Consider the following 725-nt stretch of genomic DNA (forward strand, 5'->3'; position numbering starts at 1 on the left):
ATCCGCCATTTTCACATTTCCTCACGAACGTCACTTAAAGCCAACAACTGCCACAACCACTTGAAACTCAAAATAAAAGCCCAAATCTGCTATTTTTTGCTTTTTTAGTCATTCTTTTTAGCTAAAATCTTGGAAAATACGCAAATCTTTTTAGCTAAAATCTTGGAAAATACGCAAATCTTTTCGGTCTGTAAGGGCAAAAGTTTTAAAACTCCAGACAAAACATAAAGCTTTTGCCCCTACAGGGCGCAAGGCTGATTGCGCTTATACCCAGGGTGTTACCCTGGGCTAGGAGCTTCTGCCCCTTCAGGGCGTGTAGGGGGGCAAGGTATCTCAGATATAAAAATGCGGCTTAGTACCCTCTCTGCTTCTCGTAAATGAAATCATCGGCGATGTAGCCATTGCTCATGAGATACAGGCCGGTGCGCTTATCGTGGAGTTGGGCACAGGTCTTGCTGCGATAGAAAAGATCAAGAGCCAGAGCTGGAGATATTTCCAGGCGCTGTGACAGTTCGTATGCTACGCCACCTATCTGATAGCTGAGAATCATTTCTTGAATCTCAGGTGTCTTTGTGTTGATCTGTTTATATTTTTTCTGTTCCATTATATCAATAGTTCGTTAAAATTTGAGATAATGGCTAAGCAGCTTTACGTTGCCAGCCAAAGAGTTCTTTGATAGTATGACTAATTAACTTTCGGTTCGGTATTCTCCGACACTTGTTGAA

At 41.9% G+C, this 725-nt stretch carries 1 protein-coding gene; it reads right to left on the reverse strand.

Annotated features, from left to right (window positions below):
• Positions 1-352 precede the first annotated feature (352 nt).
• Complete coding sequence (locus NNC77_RS16535) at positions 353-604, reverse strand: hypothetical protein (protein WP_117588197.1); 252 nt, start codon at positions 602-604, stop codon at positions 353-355.
• Positions 605-725: the final 121 nt, after the last annotated feature.

Origin of the sequence: Segatella copri (assembly GCF_024330485.1) — a bacterium.
GTDB classification, from domain to species: Bacteria; Bacteroidota; Bacteroidia; order Bacteroidales; family Bacteroidaceae; genus Prevotella; species Prevotella copri_L.

What these genes read in the sequence shown, in the direction of transcription:
- NNC77_RS16535 (WP_117588197.1), bottom strand. Translation starts at nt 604, where the DNA reads ATGGAACAGAAAAAATATAAACAGATCAACACAAAGACACCTGAGATT.